Annotated in this window: 20 protein-coding genes; 7 read left to right on the top strand and 13 right to left on the bottom strand. The window is 39.4% G+C overall.

Annotated elements, in window-relative coordinates; translation table 11 throughout:
• The first annotated feature begins 35 nt into the window (after nt 1–35).
• From thiP to A6B41_RS10075, 3 genes are all read left to right on the top strand, one after another.
• Nucleotides 36–1610: a thiamine/thiamine pyrophosphate ABC transporter permease ThiP gene (gene thiP / locus A6B41_RS10065; RefSeq protein ID WP_032847169.1), complete on the top strand. Its 1575-nt coding sequence runs from the start codon at nt 36–38 to the stop codon at nt 1608–1610.
• Nucleotides 1607–2248, top strand: a complete 642-nt coding sequence (gene thiQ / locus A6B41_RS10070) for a thiamine ABC transporter ATP-binding protein (protein ID WP_027073609.1) — start codon at nt 1607–1609, stop codon at nt 2246–2248. The genes thiP and thiQ overlap by 4 nt, the downstream gene beginning before the upstream one ends.
• A gap of 101 nt (nt 2249–2349) precedes the next feature.
• Entirely contained in the window at nt 2350–3768 is a 1419-nt protein-coding gene (locus A6B41_RS10075) for a sucrose-specific PTS transporter subunit IIBC (RefSeq protein WP_027073608.1), read from the top strand.
• Between the two features lie 95 nt (nt 3769–3863).
• Here the strand turns inward: A6B41_RS10075 and map are convergent, their stop codons facing one another.
• Both map and A6B41_RS10085 read right to left on the bottom strand, forming a co-directional pair.
• Nucleotides 3864–4667: a type I methionyl aminopeptidase gene (gene map, locus A6B41_RS10080; RefSeq protein WP_027073607.1), complete on the bottom strand. Its 804-nt coding sequence runs from the start codon at nt 4665–4667 to the stop codon at nt 3864–3866.
• Nucleotides 4668–4742: 75 nt separating this feature from the next.
• Nucleotides 4743–5408: a 7-cyano-7-deazaguanine/7-aminomethyl-7-deazaguanine transporter gene (locus tag A6B41_RS10085; RefSeq protein WP_027073606.1), complete on the bottom strand. Its 666-nt coding sequence runs from the start codon at nt 5406–5408 to the stop codon at nt 4743–4745.
• A gap of 192 nt (nt 5409–5600) precedes the next feature.
• Here A6B41_RS10085 and A6B41_RS10090 point away from each other — a divergent pair, with 192 nt between their 5' ends.
• Nucleotides 5601–6290 (top strand): pirin family protein, encoded by a 690-nt coding sequence (locus A6B41_RS10090; protein WP_027073605.1) that lies wholly within the window; start codon nt 5601–5603, stop codon nt 6288–6290.
• Between the two features lie 91 nt (nt 6291–6381).
• On the opposite strand, the gene hemB is transcribed toward A6B41_RS10090, so the two are convergent.
• The 7 genes from hemB to ubiE all read right to left on the bottom strand — a co-directional run bounded on the left by hemB (nt 6382) and on the right by ubiE (nt 12369).
• Nucleotides 6382–7401 (bottom strand): porphobilinogen synthase, encoded by a 1020-nt coding sequence (gene hemB, locus A6B41_RS10095; protein WP_027073604.1) that lies wholly within the window; start codon nt 7399–7401, stop codon nt 6382–6384.
• Between the two features lie 58 nt (nt 7402–7459).
• The gene (tatC, locus tag A6B41_RS10100) at nt 7460–8215 is read right to left on the bottom strand and encodes a twin-arginine translocase subunit TatC (protein WP_027073603.1); all 756 of its coding nucleotides are present in this window, start codon (nt 8213–8215) and stop codon (nt 7460–7462) included.
• Complete coding sequence (tatB, locus tag A6B41_RS10105; protein ID WP_027073602.1) at nt 8202–8837, bottom strand: Sec-independent protein translocase protein TatB; 636 nt, start codon at nt 8835–8837, stop codon at nt 8202–8204. Before tatB ends, tatC begins: the two co-directional genes overlap by 14 nt.
• 3 nt (nt 8838–8840) lie before the next feature.
• Complete coding sequence (tatA, locus tag A6B41_RS10110) at nt 8841–9086, bottom strand: Sec-independent protein translocase subunit TatA (RefSeq protein WP_027073601.1); 246 nt, start codon at nt 9084–9086, stop codon at nt 8841–8843.
• Nucleotides 9087–9190: 104 nt separating this feature from the next.
• Nucleotides 9191–10828: a ubiquinone biosynthesis regulatory protein kinase UbiB gene (ubiB, locus tag A6B41_RS10115; RefSeq protein ID WP_027073600.1), complete on the bottom strand. Its 1638-nt coding sequence runs from the start codon at nt 10826–10828 to the stop codon at nt 9191–9193.
• Nucleotides 10829–10838: 10 nt separating this feature from the next.
• Nucleotides 10839–11516, bottom strand: a complete 678-nt coding sequence (locus A6B41_RS10120; RefSeq protein WP_027073599.1) for a ubiquinone biosynthesis accessory factor UbiJ — start codon at nt 11514–11516, stop codon at nt 10839–10841.
• Between the two features lie 64 nt (nt 11517–11580).
• Nucleotides 11581–12369, bottom strand: a complete 789-nt coding sequence (gene ubiE / locus A6B41_RS10125) for a bifunctional demethylmenaquinone methyltransferase/2-methoxy-6-polyprenyl-1,4-benzoquinol methylase UbiE (protein WP_027073598.1) — start codon at nt 12367–12369, stop codon at nt 11581–11583.
• A gap of 311 nt (nt 12370–12680) precedes the next feature.
• Between ubiE and corA the strand changes: the two genes are divergently transcribed.
• Both corA and A6B41_RS10135 read left to right on the top strand, forming a co-directional pair.
• Nucleotides 12681–13634 (top strand): magnesium/cobalt transporter CorA, encoded by a 954-nt coding sequence (gene corA / locus A6B41_RS10130; protein ID WP_027073597.1) that lies wholly within the window; start codon nt 12681–12683, stop codon nt 13632–13634.
• A gap of 171 nt (nt 13635–13805) precedes the next feature.
• On the top strand, nt 13806–15608 hold the full coding sequence (locus A6B41_RS10135) for a DUF4153 domain-containing protein (RefSeq protein WP_027073596.1): 1803 nt from the start codon (nt 13806–13808) through the stop codon (nt 15606–15608).
• Between the two features lie 56 nt (nt 15609–15664).
• On the opposite strand, the gene A6B41_RS10140 is transcribed toward A6B41_RS10135, so the two are convergent.
• Nucleotides 15665–16669, bottom strand: a complete 1005-nt coding sequence (locus A6B41_RS10140; protein ID WP_027073595.1) for an ornithine carbamoyltransferase — start codon at nt 16667–16669, stop codon at nt 15665–15667.
• 73 nt (nt 16670–16742) lie between these two features.
• Complete coding sequence (locus A6B41_RS10145; RefSeq protein WP_027073594.1) at nt 16743–17591, bottom strand: PhzF family phenazine biosynthesis protein; 849 nt, start codon at nt 17589–17591, stop codon at nt 16743–16745.
• A 279-nt stretch (nt 17592–17870) separates the two neighbouring features.
• Here A6B41_RS10145 and A6B41_RS10150 point away from each other — a divergent pair, with 279 nt between their 5' ends.
• Entirely contained in the window at nt 17871–19205 is a 1335-nt protein-coding gene (locus tag A6B41_RS10150; RefSeq protein ID WP_027073593.1) for an anaerobic C4-dicarboxylate transporter, read from the top strand.
• A 76-nt stretch (nt 19206–19281) separates the two neighbouring features.
• Here the strand turns inward: A6B41_RS10150 and A6B41_RS10155 are convergent, their stop codons facing one another.
• Both A6B41_RS10155 and A6B41_RS10160 read right to left on the bottom strand, forming a co-directional pair.
• Nucleotides 19282–19692 (bottom strand): DoxX family protein, encoded by a 411-nt coding sequence (locus A6B41_RS10155; protein ID WP_027073592.1) that lies wholly within the window; start codon nt 19690–19692, stop codon nt 19282–19284.
• A gap of 131 nt (nt 19693–19823) precedes the next feature.
• On the bottom strand, nt 19824–20501 hold the full coding sequence (locus A6B41_RS10160; RefSeq protein WP_027073591.1) for a phosphoribosyltransferase family protein: 678 nt from the start codon (nt 20499–20501) through the stop codon (nt 19824–19826).
• Nucleotides 20502–20600: the final 99 nt, after the last annotated feature.

Below are 20600 nucleotides of genomic sequence, written 5' to 3' on the forward strand. Positions count from 1 at the left end.
TAAACGATATTCTTTACTTATCTAATTGGAGCAATATGCTTAGAACGCTAACCAAAACAACAGCATGGTTTACCTACTTTAGTATTATTGCACTATATTCGTTCAGTTTATGGGCATTGATACAATATCATCAAAACACCACCTTAATTGACGTTAATGATGTTCTTCATATTCTCACCTATAGCGGGCTTCAAGCTGCTCTTTCTGCTATTTTTTCACTCTTTTTAGGCAGCATATTGGCAAGATCATTTTTCTATTTAGAGTTTAAAGGTAAATATTTACTCTACAAAATCATCTCTTTCGTTTGGGCTTTACCCTCACTTGTGATCATTTTTGCCGTAATAGGTATTTTAGGAAATGCCGGCTGGCTGGCACAAATCTGCCAATTACTAGGAATAAATTGGCAATTTAATTTATATGGCTTGCAAGGAATCTTAATTGCTCACTGTCTGTTTAATATTCCATTGGTCATGAAATATTATTTCAACGGATTAGCATTGATCCCAAGTAGCCGCTTTCAACTTGCGGCTCAGCTCAATTTAAAAGGCTGGCAATTTATCCGAATTGTCGAGTTACCTATTATCAAAACATTCTTACCCTATATATTTATGACTGTATTTTTGGTCTGCTTTACCAGCTTTCCAATCGTACTAATGCTCGGTGGCAGCCCAAAATACAGCACACTGGAAGTGGCTATTTATCAAGCGGTTACTTTTGAGTTTGATTTTGCAAAAGCTGTCATTTTAATCGCTGTACAATTTATTTTAGGTCTATGCTTACAACTCGTCATGCATGCGGTTTCTATCAATACATTAAAACAATTCAACCAACAACCAAACCGCATAGATATTTGGAAACCAACTCCAATAGGGCTTAGTAAACTGTGGCTACAAGCGGTCATTTTTTTGCAAAGTTTTGCAATAATTCTACCGCTTGCAACAGTTTTTTGGTCAGGCATTTCGGTTTCTCATCTTAGTGAGCGCTTGCTTAATGCAGAATTATGGAAAGCTATTCAATTCTCTTTAGGACTCAGCTTGATTTCCGCTGTTTTTGCGGTGGGTGTCAGCTATATTATTGCTCTCGAAACTCGACAACAGCTTTATACAAAAGCAACATTTCGCTACAGTATTTTAGGCAGCGTAGCAATTTATCCTCTCTTACTGCCCATATTCTTACTCTCTGTTGGCTTATTTATTTTATTGATGAATCACGATCTCACTACCCAAGAATTATTTATTCTGGTGGGAATCTGTAATGGCTTAACCTTACTCCCTTTTATCTATCCGACAATTTTTTCCTCCCTGTGGAATAGCTTAACCTCACATGATAAATTAGCCCAAAGTTTAGGCCTAAAAGGAATGACTCGCTGGTGGATTGTGGAAAAAAATTACCTTATTCGACCGCTTACCGGTGCCTTTGCACTCGCGATGTCATCAAGTTTAGGTAGCTTTGCCGTTATTGCTTTTTTTGGTAATCGAGATTTTAGTTCTCTACCTTACCTACTCTACCAACAGCTTGGTAGCTACCGTATCGAAGATGCCGCTGTTACTGCTTTGGTACTCATGTTATTCGCATTACTTCCATTTTTATTTATAAAGGATAAAACATGATCAGACTTGATCTTCACTTTACCTATGAACAAATGAATATGCATTTTCAACTTATGGCAGAAAAGGGGGAAAAAATTGCAATAGTAGGCGAAAGTGGTGCAGGTAAAAGCACCTTGCTTAACTTAATTGCCGGCTTTGAAAAAGCTGAAAAAGGTGAGCTGTTTTTAAATGGAGAAAACCACACCAGTACCGAGGTAGCCGCACGCCCTGTTTCTATGCTGTTTCAAGATAATAATATCTTCCCGCATTTGAGCGTAGAACAAAATATCGGTTTAGCCTTAACTCCTAGCTTATCACTCAATACCATACAAAAAGCTGAGATCAAAAATATTGCAAGCCAAATGGGGATTGCCGACTCTTTAAACCGTCGAGCAGACCAACTCTCGGGCGGGCAAAAACAACGCGTTGCTCTCGCCCGCACTTTATTAAGAGATAAACCGATTTTATTATTGGACGAACCTTTTTCTGCCCTTGATCCTAAACGAAGAGAGGAACTACAGCAGATTGTACAAAAGATTTGCCAAAGTCGGCAGTTAACACTTTTAATGGTAACCCACCAGCTGGAAGAGAGCCGATTTCTGTTTGACAGAGTGCTAACAATTTCCTCCGGCAAAATCATTGAAGATAAAAAAATGTGATCTAGTTAACAATTTTGAAAATATTTCTCGTATTCCTCTTGTTAGCTAAACCGTTTTAGTTAAAATGCAACTGTTCAATTCTGATATTAAAGGTAATTACTATGAATTTTTCAAAAATCGCTGAACAGACGATTGCCAAATTAGGTGGCAAAGACAACATCACAACTCTTGCACATTGTGCAACCAGACTTCGTTTAACTCTTGCAGATGAAAGTAAAGTAGATAAAGAAGGTATTGAAAATATTGAAGGCGTAAAAGGTCAATTCTCAACTTCCGGTCAATACCAAATTATTTTCGGTTCAGGCACAGTAAACAGCGTGCATGCCGAAATGCAAAAACAGATGGGTATTGGCGATATGTCTACTTCTGAGGTAGCAGCCGCCGGTGCAGCAAATCAACCATTACTACAACGTTTAGTAAAAGGTTTAGCGGATATTTTCGTGCCAATTATTCCTGCTATCGTGGCGGGCGGTCTTTTAATGGGTATCCATTCGATGCTCACCTCCGTTGGCTTCTTCTGGGAAGGAGAATCTGTTGTCAGCCGTTATCCGGCAATTGCGGATTTAGTAGATTTCATTAACACTATTGCCAACGCACCATTCGTCTTCTTACCGGTGCTACTGGGTTTCTCTGCAACCCGTAAATTCGGCGGTAACCCGTTCTTAGGGGCGGCACTCGGTATGTTATTAGTTCACCCGGCATTGGCTGACGGATGGAACTATGCGAAAACCTTAATGGAAGGCAACATCAAATATTGGAATGTGTTAGGTTTAGAAATTGAGAAAGTGGGCTATCAAGGTACCGTCATTCCAACCATTGTATCGGCTTGGGTGTTGGCAACACTTGAAAAAACCTTCCGTCGTTTCGTGCCAAGCTATTTGGATAACCTAGTAACTCCAATGTTCTCACTGTTTATCGCAGGTGTGTTAGCGTTCACAATTATAGGCCCAATCGGTCGCCAAGCAGGGGATTTAATCACTCATGGTTTAACTTGGCTGTACGATACCTTAGGCTTTATCGGTGGCGGTGTCTTCGGTACGTTCTATGCTCCAATCGTCATTACCGGTATGCACCAAACCTTCATTGCGGTAGAAACTCAGTTGCTCACTAATATGGCAATCTCCGGTGGAACCTTTATCTTCCCAATCGCAGCAATGTCTAACATTGCACAGGGTGCGGCGTGTTTAGGCGTGGCATTTGCGTTAAAAGATGCCAAAGTACGTGGTTTAGCGGTGCCTTCCGGTATCTCTGCATTATTAGGCATCACTGAGCCTGCCATGTTTGGGGTGAACTTACGCTACCGCCAAGCCTTTATCGCGGCGATGATAGGCTCAGGTTTATCCAGTGCATTTATCGCGTTCTTTAACGTAAAAGCGCAAGCATTAGGTGCAGCAGGCTTCTTAGGAATTCCGTCAATCAAACCGGATAGCCTTGCGATGTATTCTGTCGGTATGGCGATTTCATTCGTAGTGGCATTTACCATTTCTGTAATCTGGGTGAAAAAAGCACACTCAAAATAATGGCTGAATAGACATACAAAGGGATTAAGTTTTCACTTAATCCCTTTATACTTAACCGCCTTACAAGCGGTTATTTTTCGCTTAAAATTTACAAGTTAGCTATTTTTCATAATACGAGAAATACGCCCGGACTCAATTTCCTCATCACGAATGGTCAGTACTTCACAGCCTTCTTTAGTGACTACAATTTGATGTTCATATTGTGCAGAATGGCTTCTATCCTTAGTTTTCACCGTCCAACCATCACCCATTAAGCGAACTTCTTTCTTCCCTGCATTAACCATTGGTTCAATAGTAAAGACCATACCTTCTTTGAGTACCACACCACCATCATCCGCTGCATAATGAACTACTTGTGGCTCGCAGTGGAATTCTGTGCCTATTCCATGACCGCAGTATTCACGTACCACCGAGAAACCTTCTTTTTCTACATATTTTTGAATCGCTGTGCCAATTTCTTTCAACCGAATACCGGCTTTTACCGTACGAATACCGATATAAAGAGACTCAAGCGTAACATCCATTAAACGCTGATCGCGTACACTTGGCTCACCTACAACATACATCATTGAGTTATCACCATAGTAGCCGTCTTTAATGACCGTTACATCAATATTTAAAATATCTCCCTTTTTCAGTTTTTTATCATCGCTTGGAATACCATGACAAACCACCTCATTTAGAGAAATACAAACCGATTTGGGAAAGCCGTGATAGCCTAAACAGGCTGAGGTTGCCCCATTTTGCACAATATAATCGTGGCAAATTTTATCTAATTCGCCGGTAGTAATTCCCTCTTTTACATAAGGCTTAATCATCACTAATACATCTGAAGCTAATTTACAAGCTTCACGCAGTTTTTGAATTTCTTCTTCATTTCTTAACGGGATATTCTTCATTTTCGCTTCTCTTATAAAAAAATTAGGGGGATTATACTCTTTTTCGGCATAATCCCCAAACATCACTTCACATTTCTATTTCAAATCTAATTTCTTCATAATGAAATTTAGCATCACACCATAAAGCGGTAAAAATAATAGAAGGCTCACAAAGAGTTTAAAAGCATAATCAACAGAGCCAATAGTAAACCAATGCTCTGCCATATATTCATCGCTGCTTTCATGAAATGCCACGGCGAAAAATACGAAAGTATCAATTAAAGTACCAAAAATGGTGGAACACATTGGTGCAAGCCACCAATGCTTGCCTTGCCGTAAACTATTAAACACAAATACATCCAATAACTGCCCAACCAAATAGGCAGCAAAGCTGGCTAATGCAATACGAAAGACAAAGAAATTAAAATCTGCTAATGCGGAAAATCCTTGAAATTGGGTTTCAAAGAATAAGACTGAAATCACATAGCTAATAATCAATGCCGGAAACATCACCACAAAAATAATTTTTCTGGCAAGCACAGCGCCAAATACACGCACAGTTAAATCGGTTGCTAAGAAAATAAAGGGAAATGTTAAAGTTCCCCACGTTGTCGGGATCATTAATTCCGTAAACGGCACTTGAACTTCAAAGCTAATTTGCACTAAATAGTTGCTGATTGCGATGATAAAAATGTGAAAAAGTGAAAGTAAAATAAGAGAACGACGTTTGTTCTCATCCGAAAAATAAGTTGTAAGGTTCATATTGTCTCCTTTTTAGCTAAACCAAAACTTGAGGTAAGGGAACTCAAGGGGGCAATATTCTATATATTTTCCAATAAAAATCAAGCCCAGACTATTTCCGAAAAGGAAATAATCAATCTATTAAAAACCTATTTATCAATTTTAAGTATACAGTAGAATATCGCTATTCAAACACAAAATAAGGAATAGATTATGTTACAACTTAGAAAAGCAAATGAACGCGGCAATGGATCGTTTGACTGGCTTGAGAGCTACCATACTTTTTCATTCGCAAATTATTACGATCCGAAACACATTCATTTTTCACATTTACGTGTAATCAATGAGGACTTTATTGCTCCAAATCACGGCTTTGGCAAGCACCCGCACGATAATATGGAAATTTTAACTTACGTGTTAAACGGCCGAGTGGCACACGAAGACAGTATGGGTAACAAAACCGAAGTAAAAGCGGGCGAATTTCAGATTATGTCGGCAGGTTCAGGCATTTTCCATTCGGAAGTAAACCCATCGGCAGAGGAAACTTTACACCTTTATCAAATTTGGATTATCCCAAATCAAAAGGATATTACGCCTCGCTACAGCCAAGACAAATTTGCCCCGCAAGAAGGTGCAACCTTGATTCTCTCGCCAAATGCAGAAGCAGGCTCATTTAAAATTTATCAGGATATGAAATTATGGCGTTACCAATATCCAACGGTGAAAGCCGATAAAATCAGCTTAGATGCAAACCGCAGCTACTGGTTACAAGTGGTGAAAGGCGATTTAACCGTAAACGGGGTGAAACTACACACTAGCGATGCTCTAGGCATCCGCCAAGAAACTGTACTGGAAATTGCCGCTCAAGGCGATGTGGAATTTTTGTTGTTTGATTTAGTGTAATCAAAAGGTGTAATTAAAAAAGCAAGCGGTCATTTTTCGCTAAAAATTTGCAAAATTTTATGAAAAAACGACCGCTTGTTGTATGACTTATTTACTTAGCTTGTGCATCTTCATACAACCACTTCGCCACACGTTTAGCGAAGTAGGTTAAGATACCATCTGCCCCTGCTCGTTTAAAACAGAGCAAGCCTTCCATAATACATTCACGCTCTTTCAACCAACCGTTTTGAATGGCTGCCATATGCATAGCGTATTCGCCAGACACTTGGTAAGCAAAAGTCGGCACACCGAAGTTTTCTTTCACACGCCATACCATATCCAAATAAGGCATTCCCGGTTTTACCATTACCATATCCGCACCTTCTTGAATATCCATTGCCACTTCGTGTAAACCTTCGTTGCCGTTGGCAGGATCTACTTGGTAGGTGTATTTATTACCGCCTTTTAAATTGCCGGCAGAACCTACCGCATCACGGAAAGGGCCATAATAGTTAGAAGCGTATTTAGCTGAATACGCCATAATTTGAGTATTAACAAACCCATTGGCTTCCAACGCTTCACGAATTTCCCCGATTCTCCCATCCATCATATCGCTTGGAGCAACAATATCTGCACCTGCTTTGGCGTGAGAAAGCGCTTGTTTAACCAATACCTCAGTCGTCACATCATTCAACACATAGCCTGTTTCATCAATAATGCCATCTTGCCCGTGGGTTGTGAACGGATCTAACGCCACATCGGTAATCACACCCAATTCAGGATAAGCTGATTTTAATGCTCGTACCGCTCGTTGTGCTAAGCCTTCCGGATTGTACGCTTCTTCTGCCATTAAGGATTTTTTTTCCTCGCCAACTACAGGAAATAATGCCACCGCAGGCACACCATATTTCACTAACTCTGCTGCCTCAAGTAAAAGCTGATCAATAGTTAATCGCTCCACACCCGGCATTGAAGGCACTTGCACACGTTGATTTTCGCCTTCAATCACAAAGACAGGATAAATCAAATCATTGGCCGTTAATTGATTTTCCGCTACCAAACGGCGGCTGAAATCATGTTTACGTAAACGACGCATACGGCGTAAAGGGAATTGAGATTGAATCACTTGCATTTTAAATTTCCTAAAATAATAAAGGCACAGCCACAGGTGCTATGCCTTTGTAAAAATATTATTGTGCTGCCTGCTCTGAGTGTTCTTCATCATCTTTTGGCCGATAGAATTTGGCACATAACACACCGACTTCAAACAACAAACACATTGGGATTGCCAATAGAGTCTGCGAGAAAATATCCGGTGGAGTCAGTAGCATACCAATTACAAACGCAGCAACGATAATGTACGGACGTTTTTCCTTTAAATCTTCCGGTGTGGTTACACCAGACCAGCAGAGCAAAATAATCGCTACCGGCACTTCAAAACAGATACCGAATGCCATAAAAATGGTTAAAACGAAATCAAGATAACTGCTGATATCCGTTGCCATTGTTACCCCTTCCGGCGCGGTTGAAGTTAGAAAACCAAACACTAATGGGAATACAACGTAATAGGCAAACGCAACACCACAATAAAATAACAAAGTACTTGAAACTAACAGCGGATACACCAAACGCTTTTCCTGTTTATAAAGCGCAGGTGCAACAAACGCCCAAATTTGGTACAGAATAAAAGGAACGGACAGAAATACCGACACAACAATCGTTAATTTAATCGGGGTAAAAAACGGTGTGGCAACATTCGTTGCAATCATCGTTGCCCCTTCGGGTAAATTATCGGTTAAAGGTGTGGCGAGTAAAGTATAGATATCGTTTGCCCAATAGACCAGAGTACAAAAAACGATTAAAACGCATAAAAAGCAACGTAATAATCGATTTCTCAGCTCAATTAAATGGGTGATCAGCGGTTGGGATTCATCAACTTCTGCCATCTTCGCCCTCCGCTTTTTGCTCTGCCTCTACCACTGCAAAATCATCATCCGGTGGATAATAAGATTCAAGCTTTAGGAGTGATTCGTCCATCTCCGCATGCTCTGCAATTTCATCGGCAGAAAGTTCATTTTCTGCTTTAGCCACATTTAATTGTGCATCCCAACCATCGGTATCAAGCGGTTGATTTTTTGCATTTTTTTGCAATTCTTGCGCTTCTAATTCTTGGCTTTCCTGCTCAATTTTTTGTTGGATCTCAGCAACTTGCTCATCAGTTAATTTCGCAGCAGTACTGACTTCTGCTGCCTGATTCTCCAAGTCATTTTTGGCAGAATTTAAAGAGTCTTGCAATTGCGTTGCCGACATTTTCAAATCTTCAACAGTTTTGCTTAATTCAGGCGAAAACGAACCGATGTTCAATTCCTCCGCTTTCTTAATACTCTCTTTTAACTCTTGCAGCTTCAGCTCTTGGGCCAGTTCATTCTGTACATTTGCGGCTAAACCTCGAATTGTACTGATCCAGCCCATTACAGTGCGAATCGCAATCGGCATGCGTTTGGGACCTAGCACCACTAAGCCCACAATCATAATCAATACTAATTCAGAAAAACCTACATCAAACACGGATTAAACCTGCTCTTTATCTTTTACAACAGTTTGTTGCTCTGTTGAAACTCTTTCTTTTACTTCAACCACATCAACTTTTTCAACATTCTCAAATCCTGCATCTTTTTTCTCATCAGACATTGCTTTTTTAAAGCCCTTAACTGATTCGCCTAAATCAGAACCTAAAGTACGTAATTTTTTTGTTCCAAAAAGTAACACAATGATTGCTACTACAATCAGAAGCTGCCAAATACTAATACCGCCCATAAAAACTCCTTTCATTTTAGTTGGGTGAATAAAACTTTGCTTATTATATGTCACTTTGACATATAAAAAAGCGATTTTGCAAAAAATTCCTAAAAAACGACCGCTTATTTGCGTTGACTCAAAATCGCTGTAAGAGGAAATAAGGTCAATAATGGCACACTCAACCACAGAGGCAAAGACTCAAATTTCCAAAATGTGCCAAGGATCACAGTCATGGAAAGCAAGAGAATAACAAATCGACTGTTTTTGTTTACATTTTGTACTTTTAAACTCTCATTAATTTCTGCCAGCCTAAAGTTAATTTGCTTTTGCTGTTGGAGTGCCTTAAATACGGCTTCCGGAAATTCGGCAAAATGCTCCCGATATTGCGGTAAACGCTGCTTAATGTCTCGGATCATCGCCTTTACGCCCACTTGTTCATTTAACCAGTTTTGCAAAAACGGTTTTGCCGTTTGCCATAAATCAAGCTGTGGATAAACTTGTCTGCCCAAACCTTCAATATAAAGTAAGGTTTTTTGCAGTAGCACCAACTGCGGCTGCACTTCCATATTAAACTCTCTAGCGACATTAAAGAGATTCAGCAAAACATGCCCAAAAGAAATCTCAGATAACGGCTTGGCAAAAATCGGCTCGCACACCTCACGAAATGCCTGCTCGAATTTATCAATATCGGTATCTGCCGGTGTCCAACCCGATTCCACGTGCATTAGTGCCACACGGCGATAATCTCGGTTAAAAAATGCAACAAAACTTTCTGCTAAATAGCGTTTATCGTTATGGTTCAAAGTACCAACAATGCCGCAGTCAATACCGATATATTGTGGATTATGCGGATGTTCACGGTTGACGAAAATATTACCGGCGTGCATATCAGCATGGAAAAAACTGTCACGGAACACTTGGGTAAAAAACACCTGCACACCACGTTCCGCCAGCAATTTCATATTAGTGCCATTGGCTTCAAGCTCCGCAATATTCGATACCGGAATGCCATAAATACGTTCCATCACAATCAGATTTTTACGGCAAAAGTCTTGATACATTTCCGGCACATAAAGCATTTCGCTGTTTTCAAAATTACCACGTAAACGCACTGCATTGCTCATCTCTTTGAGCAAATCCAGCTCGTCCAAAATGGTTTTTTCATACTCTCGCACCACTTCAACCGCACGCAGCCGTTTGCCGTCATTGGATAATTTCGGAATCAAACGGGCAAGTTTGTACATTAATTCCAAGTCAGATTTAATTACAGGTTCAATGCCCGGGCGAATTACTTTCAACACCACATCTTTGCCGGCAAGTGCTTGATTTTGATTGAATTTTGCCGTATGCACTTGAGCGATCGAAGCCGATGCCAACGCATTTTCATCAAATTCATCAAACCACATTTCAAGTTTGCCACCTAAGGCTTGTTCGATAATTTGACGGGCAATTTTACCGTCAAACGGTTCTACTTTATCTTGTAATAATGCGAGTTGATCAGCAAGCTCTGGAGCGAAAAGATCACGGCGGGTAGCAAGCATTTGTCCTAACTTAATCCAAACCGGACCAAGCTCTTGCAACGCCAAACGCAAGCGTACACCGTAAGATTTCTCTTTATGCTGATTTTGCAGCCAAAATAACGCTTTACGTCCCCACTTCATTTTGCGGGTTAAAGGCACATCAGGAATCGCTTCATCAATGCCGTAGCGTAGAAAGGTGTGGATAATTTGGTAAAGGCGGCGGCTATTTTTAAATTGCATTAATGAATCCCTAATTTCGCACAAATGCTTGTGTTTGAACATCAGTTTGCTGATGGCTCGAAGAGCGAACGTAGTGAGTAAATTTTTGCTCTAATTTGACCGCTTGTTGTGCTAATTCTTCCACCTGATCGTAAAAATTGACTGCTTGTAAACGGTGAACCAGCACCGGTCTTTCTTGCATTAAATTCTCGACCAAATGTTGGTTGTTTTGTGTAAATTGAGCTTTCGCTTTTTCGAATATTTTTCGAGCAAAATCGGTTGAAGTTTGAGCAACTACATCTCCCACAAAAGGAGAAAGCAGCTCTGCCGGATTTTTTTCTAACTGCTCTAACAGCGTGGTGAAATGCTGCAACACCTGAATATCGCCGTTTAGCACGAGCGACTTATTATTGATTAAATCAGTGAGCTTTTGTTTATCAGCCAATTTCGGCAGCGTTTCAAACGCTAGCTCTACCGAGCAATCCACCTCATCTTCATACACGCCTAACCAATCAGTGTGATTTTCATTAAACAGCACAAAAAAGGCGATTTTCGGCGAGGTTAGCTGAATTTTTAATACTTTTCCCGACAATTTACGCAAATTTGGTTCAATATGAGGGGAACGTTTGAGTAATGCATTAAAAGCTGTTTCAACTAAACCAAATGCAAACTGGGGGAGCATTAGCTGTTGTGAGAGTGTATTTAACATAGAATCCCTTTACTTTACCCTCTCCCCTTGTGGGAGAGTAAAACGTCACTAGCTTAGAAGAAAATTAAAATTTGTAGCCACGGTGTAGTGCGACAATGCCTGCACTCAAATTGTAGTAATTGACGCTATCAAAGCCGGCATTTTCCATCATTGCTTTCAATTCATCTTGTTTCGGGTGCATACGGATAGATTCTGCCAAATAGCGGTAACTTTCCGCGTCATTGACCACCACTTCGCCCACTTTTGGTAAAATGTTGAAAGAGTAGAAATTATAAAGTTGGCTGATTGGGTCAATGATCGGCTTAGAAAACTCCAACACTAGCAAGCGACCGCCCGGTTTTAACACTCGCAACATTGAACGAAGAGCTTTATCTTTATCAGTCACATTTCGTAGACCAAAGCTAATCACGATACAATCGAAGGTATTATCGGCAAACGGTAAACATTCTGCATTCGCCTGTACATAGCTCACATTACCAACTACGCCTAAATTGCGTAATTTTTCCCGCCCGACTTCGAGCATTGAACTGTTAATATCAGCTAGCACCACTTCTCCGCTTTCTCCCACAATACGAGAAAACTTCGCAGTGAAATCGCCCGTTCCACCGGCCAAATCTAACACTTTTTGACCTTTACGAACACCACTGCAATCAATAGTAAAACGTTTCCAAACGCGGTGAATACCAAAAGAAAGCAAATCGTTCATTAAATCGTATTTGCCGGCAACGCTGTGAAACACATTGGCAACCAGCTGCTGTTTTTCTTCCTTTGCGACGGTTTTAAAACCAAAATGAGTGGTTTCCACCTGTGAGCTTAGGCTCTCATTTTTTTCGGATTGTTGCTCATCATTCATAGTCAATTTCTCTTTCTCAAAATTTTGGTGTAACCATAGCAAAAAAGCGGTCGTTTTTCTTTAATTTTTTGCAAATTTTCTTAAGTAAATAACCGCTTGCTTGGCTCTTACTTGACTATAAAAGCCAAATTCTGTACCATTCGCACACTATTTTTTCTTGAGGATTACACATTTGGACAGTCACAGTCGATACTTATTCGCTTTTTAACCTATCTTGTCTAACCTCAACGTTACCGACAAGGTCGGTAATGCTCGCCTAGTATCTTTTTTGTTCCTTTTTGTCATTACCTCCTAACCACTTGGAGATTACAATGATCCGTGCTTTTGCATTAGACAACGCACGTTTAACCAGCGTTGATGAAACTAACCCAACGTTGCTCAACGATGCGATTTGGATCGATCTTATCGACCCATCAGATGCGGAAAGAACCGTATTAGAAAACCGTTTAGACCAAACCCTTGCCGAAGAACACGAATTGGAAGATTTAGAGGCTTCTGCCCGTTTCTTTGAGGATGAAGACGGTTTGCACCTGCACTCGTTTTTCTATTGTTTAGATGAGAAAGACTATGCTGATATTGCCACCGTTGCTTTTACCATCCGTGATGGGCGCTTATTTACTCTTCGTGATCGCGATTTGCCCGCATTTCGTTTATATCGTATGCGTTCACGCCGTGAAAAGCTGATCGACAGTAATGCTTATGAGCTTTTACTTGACTTATTTGAAACCAAAATTGAGCAGTTAGCCGATGTAATCGAAGAAGTCTATGCCGATTTGGAGAAGTTAAGCCGTGTGATTTTAGACGGGCAACAAGAAAAAGATAACTTTAATGATGCTCTCTCTCGCTTAACTGAATTTGAAGATGCCAGCTCAAAAGTACGTTTGTGTTTGATGGATACCCAACGTGCCTTAAGTTTCTTACTGCGTAAAACTCGCTTGCCGAATAATCAACTTGAACAGGCCCGTGATATTATGCGAGATATTGAATCTCTGCAGCCGCATAATGAATCGTTATTCCAGAAGGTGAACTTTTTAATGCAAGCAGCAATGGGTTATATCAATATTGAGCAGAACCGTATTATGAAATTCTTCTCAGTAGTGTCGGTAATGTTCCTACCGGCAACATTGGTTGCCTCTACTTACGGTATGAACTTTGAATTTATGCCTGAGCTGCATTTTAAATACGGCTACCCAATGGCGATTGGTTTAATGATTCTCGCTGCGTCAGCACCTTATATTTACTTTAAACGGAAGGGTTGGTTATAACTTTTTAATAAATAAAGCCTATAGTTTATTGGACTATAGGCTTTATTATTCACAAAACACTGTTCATTTAACAACCAAATTATCAACAAAAAGTAAAAAGCTTTACTTTTCACTTTTAATGAAAATAAATTTTGTTATACTGCAAGCATACTCATTAAATAGGAGATATTTATGTTTAGCAAACTACAACATTTTAGTGTGATGATTAAAAATGCGATCATCAAGCATCCGATTGAAATTTTATTTGTAACCTATGTCACAGTAATATTAATGCCAAATGTTGAGCATTATGATTTATTCAACGTGTTTCATAATTTAATTGCTCTTGCCCCGATTTGTTTTATCGCGCTTTATTTGGCTCGTAATACAAAGGCTTACTGGTTCTTAATTCCGTTGCCAATTGCAACCGCACTGTTTTATAGCGATATCAAACTTGAGCTTTTAGAAGATTCCCGCTATTGGGCGGTAGCACTTTGTACTTTACTCTGTTTGATTAGCCAGCATTGGCATAAAAATAACTATAATTTCGTCAGTCAAATGACCAATAAGTTGGTGAATATCACCTTTGCTTTTGTCCTCGCTATCGTTATTTTTAGTGCTCTCAGTTGCATTACTTTTGCCATTACAGAGCTGTTTAATCTTAATAAATACGACTACACTATTTTCAAACAGTTTTGGGTGTTTTCTATCCTTTGGGCGTTCCCCGTTCTGTTTTTAACCCTTGAGAATCAACATTCTGCCAATGATTCCTCCTATTTAAATCGTGTAGGTGAAATGTTGCTGAATTGGATTTTATCACCGGCTTTGATTATCTACACTGCTATTATTTACGCTTATGTGGTCTTTATTGCTTTACAAGGTCAAATGCCAAATGGTGTGGTGGCAAACGTTGCATTCCCTTATTTAACTATCGGCTTGGCAATACAAGCGGTGCAATTATTGTTACAAAATGCAAAATGGCAATGGTTCTACCGTTACTTCGCTTACTTGGCATTATTGCCGTTAGCGTTAATTTGGTATGCCATTTACATTCGCTTAAATCACTACGGCTTAACCGAAGCTCGCATTTATTTAGTGATTGGAGCCATCACACTCTCTATCTGCTACGGCTTATTAATTTCAAAACACTTGGCACAATATCGTTTCTTCTCAGCTATTTCGATTGTAGTGATTTTGTTCTCGGTCTTTATTTTAGATCCACATAAAATCTCCCTTGAAGACCAAACCCAACGTTTAGATAGCTATTTAGCAAAACATAAATTATTAGATGCTAATAATAAAATCGACACACAAGCCGTGCTTGAACATAAAAAAGCATTAGGTGAAAACCGTGATGAAATTGAGCATTTAGACTCAATGATTCGCTACATTGCAAAAGAATATACTGCCGAACAATTTAAGCAAAAATATGGCATAGAATCCGGCTATGACCTGATCTATAAAACAGGCGAAAGAAATTATGATACAACTACTTTTGAGGCGAGCAATTCCGAACTTATTCGATTAACCAAAGACGATATGAAAAATGCTCAAGAATATATTATTTTCAATTTGAGATACTATCGTCCAAATCATCTCAATAATCATGCGGCTGCTGATAATAAACAGTGCAAAAAATTAATCAGCCAAGCTTATGATTTCAGAACATCAGATAGACAAGCTAAGTATGAAGATATCAACCAAGAGTGCAATAAAATTCAAGAAACGCCAACTGAGTTTATTATTGAATTTTCAGGTATTGAGCCAAATATCAAATTTAATATTAACGATGCAGTGAAGAAAGTCTTTGATAAGCATAATTTATCAATGAACGAACGTCATAAAACAGAGATATTAGATAAAGTTAAGGCTGATTTACTTAAACTCGATTTGGGTAATGCGGAATTATCACTCAATTATATCGAATTAAAGTTTCTTGAAAATACCGGCTATGTGGTTGAAAGCATTAGCACTAACTATTTAATGTTGAAGTAAGACCAACACAAAAACGGATTATCTAAAAAGATAATCCGTTTTTTAATCAGCTAAAACTAAGCTAAACTTGCTACCATTACCGCTTTAATCGTATGCATACGGTTTTCCGCTTGCTCAAATGCCACATTAGCCGGTGATTCAAACACCTCTTCTGTTACCTCAATGCCATTTGCTAACTCCGGATATTTTTCTGCAATCTCTTTACCTACTTTGGTTTCACTATTATGAAAAGCCGGTAAACAGTGCATAAATTTCACTTTCGGGTTGCCTGTTGCTTTCATTAATTCAGGTGTAACACGGTAAGGCATTAATAAATTAATACGCTCCCCCCAGCTATCTAGTGGCTCGCCCATTGAAACCCATACATCTGTATGGACAAAATCAACGCCTTTTATTGCTGTATGAATATCTTCAGTAACAGTGATTCTCGCCCCGGATTCCGCAGCAAATTTCCGGCACATTTCAACTAACGAATCCTCCGGCAACAAGGCTTTCGGTGCACAAATACGCACATCCATACCCAATTTTGCCCCAATTAATAACAACGAGTTACCCATATTATTGCGGGCATCGCCAATATAGACATAGCTAATTTGGCTTAACGGTTTCTCACAGTTTTCAATCATTGTTAGAACATCGGCAAGCATCTGTGTTGGGTGGAATTCATCCGTTAAACCGTTAAACACCGGCACGCCGGCATAATCTGCCAACTCTTGCACCACCGATTGTTTAAAACCACGATACTGAATGGCATCATACATTCTGCCAAGCACTCGGGCAGTATCTTTCATAGATTCCTTATGCCCGATTTGTGAGGAAGTTGGGTCAATATAGGTTACATGGGCCCCTTGATCGTAAGCTGCCACTTCAAAAGCGCAGCGTGTGCGAGTCGAGGTTTTCTCAAAAATTAAGGCGATATTTTTGCCTTTTAAAGTTTGTTGCTCTGTGCCTGCATACTTAGCCCGCTTTAAATCACGTGCCAAATCTAACAAAAAGCGGATTTCCCGCTCGGTATGATTCACCAAGCTTAAAAGATGTCTGTTTTTTAAATTAAATGCCATTATGTTCTCCCTGTAAAATCCAATTATATTTATGCTTAATTATTGCATAAAAATTCAATTCATAGAAATAATTTTAAGGTGAATAAAACTCTCCTTTTCCAACCTGAATTGCTTTTCCACCCACAAAAATAGTATTTTGCTCATCTACTTTTAAGGATAAGCGATTTGGTCTGCCCATTTCATCGCCTTGTAAAATTCTTAATTCGAGCGGTGTTAAACCTTGTTTAATATGCCAACCACCTAAGTTTGCCGCAGCTGAACCAGTTCCCGGATCTTCTATCACTGCACCTTGGCTACTAAAAAACAGACGCACTTTTGCCTGTTGAGTATCTCTAAACCAAACATACATTTGCGAAATGTTATCTTTAGACATCGCCTTTTCTATAAAGAGATTTGCATTTATTTTGCAATTTTTGACCGCTTGTTCAGAAGATAGCTCAACTAGTAATTGTGCGACACCTGTATTTACCCAGCTAGGAGAAGAAGCAATATCGCCTATAGTTAATCCTAAAATTTCAGCACATTCCTCTTTAGTTAAAGGCGCATCCTCTACTTCCACATCATGATTAATAGCCAATGTAATAAGCTCGCCTTGATGTTGAATTTCAACTAAACCGGCGTTAGTTTGTAGGAAGTAATCGGCAGGTAAATGTAAGAGAGAATGTAAAACAAATGCCGCTCCCACAGTCGGATGACCGGCAAACGGCATTTCGTAATCAGGTGTAAAAATTTTTAATTTTTTAACCGCTTGCGGCAAGGGAGAAGATTGAACAAACACGACTTCAGATAAATTAAATTGACGAGCAATCAACTGCATTTCAGCATCATTTAATCCATCTGCCTCATAAAAGACAGCGAGTAGGTTACCCCCAAAATGACTCTCGGCAAAAACATTCACCAAAAAATACGCATATTTTCGCATACACACCTCACCAACGAATAATTATGCAATAAAACCTTATGTTTAAATGCTTATCGAATGTAGTTTATCAAAGCCAAGAAATACCATCAAGGCTCTACTTTTTTGCCTATATAACCTCAATTTTTTCATATTGTACAATATACAATCATATTGTTTAAATTTTTATAACATCTACCCTTATAGAGTTATTTATTTTTGATTTATTTCAAAGTATTCGGAAATGGCTAGGAGTAAACTGCTACCTAGTGATTATTTTTAATTTTATATTTGAGGTTCTATATGCTATATGCAGAATTTTTGCTTTTATTAGCCTTTTTATATGCCGGTAGCCGCTACGGTGGTATTGGCTTAGGGGTTGTTTCAGGAATCGGTTTATTCGTGGAAGTATTCTTCCTCGGAATGCCACTTTCAGCGCCACCGATTAGTGTAATGCTGGTTATTTTAGCCGTAGTGACCTGTGCTTCTATTTTAGAAGCAGCCGGCGGTTTAAAATTTATGCTGCAAATCGCAGAACGCATTTTACGTAGTAATCCGAAACGTATTACCTTTTTAGGCCCACTTGTTACCTATATTATGACCTTAATGCTAGGTACGGGCCATTCTGTGTACTCCATTATGCCGATTATCGGTGATATTGCCCTTAAAAATAAAATCCGCCCGGAACGTCCAATGGCAGCAGCTTCTGTCGCTTCCCAGTTGGGGATTACAGGTAGCCCGTTATCTGCAGCAGTTGCCTATTACTTAACAGAAATCACCAAATTACCGGGCTTTGAAGGGGTGACATTATTAAATGTAGTTGGGGTAACGATTATCGCAACATTTTGTGGTGTGATTGCAATGTCTTTATACAGCTTACGTCGTGGTAAAGAGCTGGAAGACGATCCTGAATATCAACGCCGTATGCAAGATCCCGAATTACGCAAACAAATTGAGGAAACCAGTGCCACCTCTTTGGATGAGCAACTTCCTGCAAGTGCAAAAAATTCGGTTTATCTATTCCTAGCGGCAATTGCAACTATTGTTGCGATTGCAATGATGCCATCTATCAAACCGACTGTTGCAGCAACAGGCAAAGTGGCTGGAATGGATCAAATCATTCAAATCGTGATGTTGACTTTCGGCGGCTTAATTTTAGTTTTAACCAAAACCGATCCGAAAAAAGTACCAAACGGTATTGTATTTAAATCCGGTATGGTAGCGACAATTGCCATTTTCGGTATTGCATGGATGAGTGACACTTACTTCACTCACGCAATGCCGGCATTTAAAGAAGGCGTAACTGAAATGGTTAAAGCTCAACCTTGGACATTCGCCTTCGCAATGTTTGCGGTGTCTGTTGTGGTAAACAGCCAAGCAGTAACAGCAAAAATGTTATTACCTGTCGGTATCGCCATGGGCTTACCTGCCCCGTTATTGGTGGGTTTAATGCCTGCAACTTATGCGTACTTCTTTATTCCAAACTATCCTTCAGATATCGCAACTGTAAACTTTGACGTAACAGGCACAACCAAAATCGGAAAATACTACTTCAACCACAGTTTTATGGCACCGGGTTTAATCGGTGTTATCACTGCATGTTTAGTCGGTATTGCGCTTGCAAATGTCTTAATTTAATCCATAAAAAAACAAGCGGTCATATTTAGTAAAATATTTACCAAATATGACCGCTTGTTAGCTTAAATAAGTACGATTATGCCTTATTAAATAATTTCGCATCTAATGAATATTTTCCGCCACCAATAAAAATAAAGGTTAAGAATAATACAGAGTAAAGCCCTGCCAACTCGCCACCATTTAATAATGGTAATAAAACATTACCTTGAGCACCATGAATAATAAAAAATGCATACGCCATCATACCCGAAAGAATAAAGGCAGTTTGGCGAGTAAATAACCCTAAAATAAAGAATGTCCCACCAACAATCTCTAAAATGCCACCAACACCATAAATTGAGAATAGTGGCACACTACCGTTTCCATTGGTCATTGACATTGGGAACTCAAAGAATTTTGATGTGCCGTGAAGCAGGAACATATAACCTGCAACAACGCGGGTGATTAAAAGAGCAAGTGGTTGTAATTTGTCTAAAGTTGCATTCATAACGCTTTCCTTAATGTATGAAATTTGTTAAATAACTGTAAATAAATTTGAGATGCGCATTCTAATTTAAAAACTCTAACTTGATAATATCACGTTTACAAAATACATTATTTACTATAAGAAAATAATCATTAAGCTCTAGCTAATGTCCAAACTTGTATTTCTTCAACGCCCGCTTTTAATAACTCGACACAAATCACATTCAACGTTGAACCTGTGGTGATCACATCATCAACAATAGCAACTCGTTTATACGCCTTTAAAGGATGATAACCAAATGCTCCACGTAAGTTTTTTCGCCGTTCGTGTGCTGTTAGCTCACGCTGAGAAGTTGTTGCACGAGTTCGGGTTAAACTTTGGGTATCTAACGGAATTTGTAGCCATTTTGCCAGCCATTGACTTACCAATGCTGCTTGGTTAAATCCTCTTGACCAATTTCGCTGCCAAAATAGCGGCACCGGCATAATCACCTCCGGCAGAACAAGCCCTCTTTCTCGCTGAGCTTCTTTAATCGCAAGCAGTAATTGACGAGAAAGAGCCTGATCTAACCAATATTGAGACTGAAATTTAAAGCGGTGAATCCAATGAGAAAGGGGCATCTGATACTCTGCAACACGTACTAACTTATGCCATTTCGGTTCATTTCGTAAACAATAACCACAAGACTGTCGGTTCTCCCTCAAACTCATTCCACAATGCCCACAATAAGGCCGGTTTTTAATTAATTTCTGACAACTGGTGCAAAAACCATGGATTCCAACATTTAAAGGTCTATCACAATGAAAACAACGAAAGCCTAATATCCCCACATCCCCTCCTTTTCTTTGCAGATTATCAAAATTACGGCTGTTTTTTCGGACTATTTTTGTGACATTGCTCGAAAAAGGAGTAAAATCTTGCTATTGTTC

This window comes from Mannheimia granulomatis, assembly GCF_013377255.1.
Taxonomy (GTDB): domain Bacteria; phylum Pseudomonadota; class Gammaproteobacteria; order Enterobacterales; family Pasteurellaceae; genus Mannheimia; species Mannheimia granulomatis.